Source organism: Amycolatopsis sp. NPDC051102 (assembly GCF_040682815.1).
Taxonomy (GTDB): Bacteria; Actinomycetota; Actinomycetes; order Mycobacteriales; family Pseudonocardiaceae; genus Amycolatopsis.
The window spans coordinates 16,946-23,240 of sequence record NZ_JBFBBT010000038.1; the positions used below are offsets into that span (position 1 = coordinate 16,946).

At 72.4% G+C, this 6,295-nt stretch carries 6 protein-coding genes; 3 read left to right on the forward strand and 3 right to left on the reverse strand.

The window, feature by feature from the left end:
- Positions 1 to 137: 137 nt before the first annotated feature.
- The 3 genes from AB0M93_RS47045 to AB0M93_RS47055 form a co-directional block, all read right to left on the reverse strand.
- Positions 138 to 992, reverse strand: a complete 855-nt coding sequence (locus tag AB0M93_RS47045) for a serine hydrolase (protein ID WP_364287507.1) — start codon at positions 990 to 992, stop codon at positions 138 to 140.
- Positions 993 to 1,187: 195 nt separating this feature from the next.
- On the reverse strand, positions 1,188 to 2,519 hold the full coding sequence (locus AB0M93_RS47050; protein ID WP_364287510.1) for a carboxyl transferase domain-containing protein: 1,332 nt from the start codon (positions 2,517 to 2,519) through the stop codon (positions 1,188 to 1,190).
- Entirely contained in the window at positions 2,512 to 3,936 is a 1,425-nt protein-coding gene (locus AB0M93_RS47055; RefSeq protein ID WP_364287513.1) for an acyl-CoA synthetase, read from the reverse strand. The genes AB0M93_RS47050 and AB0M93_RS47055 overlap by 8 nt, the downstream gene beginning before the upstream one ends.
- Before the next feature lie 99 nt (positions 3,937 to 4,035).
- Here AB0M93_RS47055 and tsaB point away from each other — a divergent pair, with 99 nt between their 5' ends.
- The 3 genes from tsaB to tsaD are packed head-to-tail and all read left to right on the forward strand — an operon-like array spanning position 4,036 to position 6,223.
- Entirely contained in the window at positions 4,036 to 4,701 is a 666-nt protein-coding gene (gene tsaB, locus AB0M93_RS47060; protein ID WP_364287516.1) for a tRNA (adenosine(37)-N6)-threonylcarbamoyltransferase complex dimerization subunit type 1 TsaB, read from the forward strand.
- Positions 4,698 to 5,177, forward strand: coding sequence for a ribosomal protein S18-alanine N-acetyltransferase (gene rimI / locus AB0M93_RS47065; protein ID WP_364287519.1), 480 nt, complete (start codon positions 4,698 to 4,700; stop codon positions 5,175 to 5,177). The genes tsaB and rimI overlap by 4 nt, the downstream gene beginning before the upstream one ends.
- A complete protein-coding gene (gene tsaD / locus AB0M93_RS47070; protein ID WP_364287522.1) occupies positions 5,177 to 6,223 on the forward strand; it encodes a tRNA (adenosine(37)-N6)-threonylcarbamoyltransferase complex transferase subunit TsaD in 1,047 nt (348 codons plus the stop codon). Before rimI ends, tsaD begins: the two co-directional genes overlap by 1 nt.
- The last annotated feature ends 72 nt before the right edge of the window (positions 6,224 to 6,295 follow it).

The window sequence follows — 6,295 nt, forward strand, 5'->3', positions numbered from 1 at the left end:
GTTGCCCCCCTTCCGCCTCACCCCCCCCCACCCCCAGGTTGGGTCCCCCCCCGGGGTCCCGCCCCCCCCCCCGTGGTGTTTTGTGTAACGCCGAGTTAGAACTCTCCTTACCACTCACGACAGCCGCGGCAGACTGCTCAGCCGCCGTTGTACTGCTGGTAGGCCGGTGCCCGGAACGTCCGGGTGCCGGCGCCCCCGATCTTGTCGACCGCGCACAGGAACTTCGGCCCCATCTTCGCGGCGGCCTGCCGGACCGGGTGCGTGGCCCCGAAGTCCTCCGGATTCGCCTGTCCGTGCGCGAACATCGAGTAAATCAGCACCGGCTTGCCCGCGGCGTCGAACATGATTCCCGCCTCGTTGCGGCCGTCGTTCAGCCAGCCCGCCTTCGTGGCGATCCTCGCCCGGTCCACAGACGACATCTCACGGCGGATTCCGTCGGTGAACGCCACCTGCGACCGCAGGAGGGACAGCAGGTAGTCCGTCGACGCCGGGCTCAGCAAGGTGCCCGCGACCAGCGCCTGCAGCAGGTCGTGTGTCTCGCGCGGAGTGGTCTGGCCGAGGAAGTAGCGGTTCGGGTTGGCCACCGGCGTGACCTGGGTCTTGGGGAAGCCCTTGCTCACCAGGATCTGGTTGATCTCGGCCGCCGGAACCACGAGCCCTGCCAGCCGGACGCACGTGTCGTCCGAAACCGTGAGGAACAGCGACAGGACGTGGCCCAGCGTGAACGCGCTCGGGTACGCCTTGTCCAGGATGATGATGCCGTCACCACCCGGCACGACGATGCTCGCCGGCACCTGGACCTGCTGGTCCAGGGTGAGCAGGCCACGGTCGATCTTGTCCATCAAGGTGACCGCGACGGCCACCTTGTTGACGCTGTACGCCTCGACGACCTCGTCGGACGCCACGTCGACGGCCACCTGGCCGGCCACGCTGATGTAGGAGTTCCAGATGCCGCCTGCCTCAGCGGCTGCGTCGTCGTAGACGCGCTTCACCTTCTGCCTGGCCCGGTCCGGTGTGGCCGGGCTGGCCTCGATGTCTGCTTCCTGCGCGTACGCGGGAGAACCGGCCAGAATGCTTCCAGCGGCGACAGCGGTCCCCAAACCGAACGCGGCTCGTCTGTTGAGTTGATACCCCATCGCAAGATCCAACCACGGATGGCTGAACCCTCGTGAGTGGTAAGGCGGGTTCTAACCCGCTTTTACACTCACGACCGCCCGCGCCACCCCCAGATCCACCAGGTCCTGGGGCCGCAGGTACAGCTGGTTGGCGATGTCGGGCACTTCCGCGGAGGGTCGTTTGAGGATGGCGGCCGCGGCTTCCGGGGACGTCACCGAGAAGTACGCGTCCGGTGCCACCCACGTCGAGCCCGCCGCCGCGAACGCCAGCGCGCCGCCCGAGCCGCCTTCGCCGATCACCAGCGTCGTCACCGGGACCGATGCCGTCGCCACCGCCTCGAACAGCTCGGCGATCGCGCCGCCCGCGCCCGCCTGCTCCGCCGCCGCGTCGTTCGCCGCGCCCGGGGTGTCGACCAGTGTCAGCACCGGGATGCCCAGCCGGGACGCCAGCCGCACCAGGCGGGCCGCCGTCCGGAAGCCCGACGGCAACGTCGGCGTGCCGCACTGGGCCGCGTACGCGATCGTCCGGCCGTCGCGCCAGCCGAAGCCACACGCCACCCCGGGATCCGCGCCGCCGACGCGGTCGCCGCTGATGTCCTGCCGCCAGTCGAAGTACGCGTCGAGGTACTCCGCCGCCCGCGCCCGCGAGGGTGACCGCGCCGCCTGGACCGCTTCCCAGCCCGTCGAAGGCAGCGAGACGGCCCGCAACGCCGACGGCGGGGGAGCCGCCGCCGACGAACGCGCGGTCAGCAGCCGCAGCCACCGGTTCACCGCCGCTCCGAGCTCCTCCGGCTCGACCAGCGCGTCGACCTGGCCCCAGGCGAAGTGCGCCTCCGCGGTGTACGCCTCCGGCGAGCCCGGCGGACGCACCCGCGAGCCCGCGAAGCCGACCTGCACCTCCGGCAGCGCGAGGACGACGTCGGCGCCCGCACCGAGCGTCGCCCAGCCGCCGCCGGTCGTCGGGTCGCGCAGCACCGCGATCTGCGGGATGCCCACCGACCGCGTCCGCGCCGACGCCCGCGCCACCCGCTGCAGCTGCATCAATGCGCGCATGCCCTGCTGCATGCGGCTGCCGCCGGTCGCGACCAGCGACACCACCGGCAGCCGCGCGTCGCGGGCGTGCGCGAACGCCGCCTCGATCCGGTCGCCGGTGCGCTGCCCGAGCGACCCGCCCAGGAACCCGAACTCGAACGCGATCAGCACGGCTTCGACGTCACCGATCTTCGCCGTGCCGCAAACGACCGATTCCTTCTCGCCGGTGCGTTCTTCTGCGGCGGAACGCGCTTCCCGGTAACCCGGCCAGCCGATCGGGCCGTCCGCGGGCTCCTCGCGCAGCGGGGTGGCGAACTCCGTGAAGCCGTTGGCGATCGCGCCGACGATCTCGCGCGCCGGCAGCCTAGGCACCGAGCGCCCGCTTCATGACCTTGCCCATGTCGTTGCGCGGCAACGCGTCCAGGAACCGGACGACCCGCGGGCGCTTGTGCGGCGCCAGCAGCTTGGCGACGTGGTCGGCGAGCTCGTCGGCGGCCGGTGGTTCGCCGGACGGCACGATCCACGCCACGATCCGCTCGCCGAGGTCGTCGTCCGGCTCGCCGGTGACGGCCGCCTCGGCGACGCGGGGGTGCTCCAGCAGCGCGTTCTCGATCTCGCCCGCGCCGATCTTGTAGCCGCCGCTCTTGATCAGGTCGGTCGCCTTGCGCCCGACGATCCTGACGTACCCGTCGGCGTCGCGCGTGGCCATGTCGCCGGTGCGGAACCAGCCGTCGTCGAACGCGGCCGCGGTCGCGTCCGGCCGGTTCAGGTACTCGGTGAACAGGTTGGGGCCGCGCACCTGGATCTCGCCGACCGTCTCGACGTCGTCGATCACCTCGCCGGCGTCGCCGACCAGCCGGAGGTCCACCCCCCGCAACGGCACGCCGACCGTGCCGGGTTTGCGTTCGCCGTCCGCGCGGACGCTGGTGTTCATCAGCGTCTCGGTCATGCCGTAGCGCTCGACGACCTGCTGGCCGGTCGCCGCGGTGATCAGCTGGTGGTCGTGCACCGGCAGCGCCGCCGACCCGGAGACGAGCAGCCGGGCCCGCTTGAGCGCGTCGGCCAGCACCGGGTCGGCGCCGACCTCGCCGGCGATGCGGTGGTACATCGTCGGCACGCCGAACAGCATGGTCGCGCCGGCCGTCAGCTCCCGCGCGACGCCCTCGGTCGAAAACCGGCCGAGGTGCCGCACCGAGCCGCCGCGGCGCAGCGGGCCGAGGACGCCGAGGATGAGGCCGTGCACGTGGAACAGGGGCAGCGCGTGCACCAGGACGTCGGCGGCGGTCCAGGCCCAGGCGTCCTCGAGGGCGTCCAGTGTGGTCGCGAGCGCGCGGCGGGGCAGCACGACGCCCTTCGGCGGACCGGTGGTGCCCGAGGTGTAGACGATCAGCGCCGGGCTTTCCGGGTCGGGCTCCGCGGGGATCGGCGCGCCTTCGCCGGTCAGCGGGATGTCCCGCCGCGGGAGGGCCGAAAGCCCGGCGGGTAGCTCGGCCCCCGGCTCGGCGAGGACGAGCGCCGGTTCGCTGTCGGCGAGGATGTGCGCGAGCTCGCGTTCGCCGATCTTCGGGTTGAGGGGCACCGCCGCCACCCCGGCGAGCAGCGCGGCGACGACCGCGACGCTCGTGTGCACGGTCGGCGTCGCCCACACCGCGACCCGGCCGGGCGGCAGCTCGTGGGCGAGGTCGCCGGCGACGGCGGCGAGGGCGTCGTAGGACAGGGCGTGGTCGCCGAAGCGCAAGGCTTCCTTCGCGGCACCGGCGACGATCGTGGGGAACAACGGGTCGGGCACCGCGGGGACCTCCCAGTGTCGGACTCCTTCCGCACGTTACCGTGCTGATCCGTCCCCTGCAGCAAGCAGCCGAAGACGCTGGTCGTAGGCTGGGACACCGTGTTGGTACTGGCGATCGATACCTCGACCCCGGCGGTGACCGCGGGCGTCGTCGCGGTGGACGGCGATTCGGTCGAGACGCGCGGTGACCGCGTCACGGTCGACCCCCGCGCCCACGGCGAGCTGATCACCCCGCACGCGCTCGCCGCCGCCGAAGCCGCCGGGGTGACCCTCAAGGACCTCGACGCGATCGTCGCCGGCGTCGGCCCCGGGCCGTTCACCGGCCTGCGTGCCGGGATGGCCACCGCCGCCGCGTTCGGCCACGCCCTCGGCATCCCGGTGTACCCGGTCTGCAGCCTCGACGCGCTGGCCGCCGACGTCGCCGCGGACGGCCACGCCTTCCTCGTCATGACCGACGCCCGCCGCCGCGAGGTCTACTGGGCCGCCTACGACGCCGACGGGCAGCGCACCGACGGCCCGCACGTCCAGCGCCCCGCCGACGTCGAATCCGACGTCAAGGTGGCGGCCGGCGACGGCGCGCGCCTCTACGCCGACGCGCTCGGCGTCCAGCCGATCGAGCCGCGGTTCCCGTCGCCCGCCGGGCTGGTGAAGGCCGCCCGGAGCGCCTTGCTCGCTTCGGCGCCGCCGGCCCCGCTGACGCCGTTGTACCTGCGGCGTCCCGACGCCGCCGAGCCCGCCGCGCCGAAACGGGTGACCGCCCCGTGAGACTCGGGCCCCTGCGCCGCATGGACATCGCCCGGTGCGTGGAAATCGAGCAGATCCTCTTCCCGGGCGACGACCCGTGGAGCGCCCGCGCCTTCCACTCGGAACTGGACGCGGGCCACTTCTACCTCGCGGCGCGCCCGGACGAGGGCGACGAACTGCTCGGGTACGCCGGGCTGGCCGTCGTCGGGCGCCGCCGCGGCGAGTACGAGGCGACCGTGCACACGATCGGCGTCGCGCCCGAGTACCAGGGCCAGGGCATCGGCCGGGCGCTGCTGCAGGCGCTGCTGGTGCGGGCCGACGAGTTCGAGGCACCGGTCTTCCTCGAGGTCCGCACGGACAACACCACCGCGCTCGCCCTGTACGAGCGCCACGGCTTCGAACGGCTCGGCATCCGGAAGCGCTACTACCAGCCTTCCGGCGCCGACGCGTACACGATGGTCCGCCCGGCGCGGACGCGAGACGGGGTGGCGGGCTGATGGCACGCATCATCATGGGTATCGAGAGTTCGTGCGACGAGACCGGCGTCGGCCTGGTCCGCCTGCACGACGACGGCACGGTCGAGCTGCTGGCCGACGAGGTCGCTTCCAGCGTCGAGCAGCACGCCCGCTTCGGCGGCGTGGTGCCCGAGGTCGCCAGCCGCGCGCACCTGGAGGCGATGGTTCCGACGACCCAGCGCGCCTTCGCCACGGCGGGGCTGTCGATGTCCGATGTGGACGCGATCGCGGTGACGGCGGGACCGGGGCTGGCGGGTGCGCTGCTGGTCGGGGTCTCGGCGGCGAAGGCTTACGCGACGGCGCTGGACGTGCCGCTGTACGGGGTCAACCACCTCGCGGGGCACATCGCGGTCGACACGCTGCAGCACGGGCCGTTGCCTACGCCGTGCCTGGCGCTGCTCGTCTCGGGTGGGCACACGCAGCTGCTGCGCGTCGACGACATCGCGTCGTCGATCACCGAGCTCGGGTCCACTGTGGATGATGCGGCTGGTGAGGCGTACGACAAGGTGGCGCGGGTGCTCGGGTTGCCTTATCCGGGCGGGCCGCCGATCGACAACGCGGCCAAGAAGGGGAATCCGGCGGCGATCGCGTTTCCTCGGGGGATGACCGGGCCGCGGGATGCTGCTTTCGACTTTTCCTTCTCGGGGTTGAAGACTGCGGTGGCGCGGTGGGTCGAGGGTGCTGTGCGTCGCGGGGAGGAGATTCCCGTGGACGACGTTGCGGCGTCGTTCCAGGAGGCCGTCGCTGATGTGCTGACTGCCAAGGCGATTCGTGCTGCCAAGGAGCAGGGGATCGATACGCTTGTGGTGTCGGGTGGTGTGGCGGCGAACTCGCGGCTGAAGGAGCTGGCTGCGGAACGCTGTGCTGCGGCGGGCATCGAGCTGCGCGTCCCGAAACCCCGCCTGTGCACGGACAACGGCGCGATGATCGCGGCGCTGGGGGCACACGTGGTGGCGGCGAAGCGCCCCACTGCGCCGTTGGACTTCAGCGCGAACCCGGCCCTGCCGGTCGAGGTGGTCTCGCTCTAGCTGCCGGTCGTGAGTGGTAAGGCGCGTTGTTAGACGCCGGGCCAAACACCACCAGTTTTTGGGTGCCCAAAA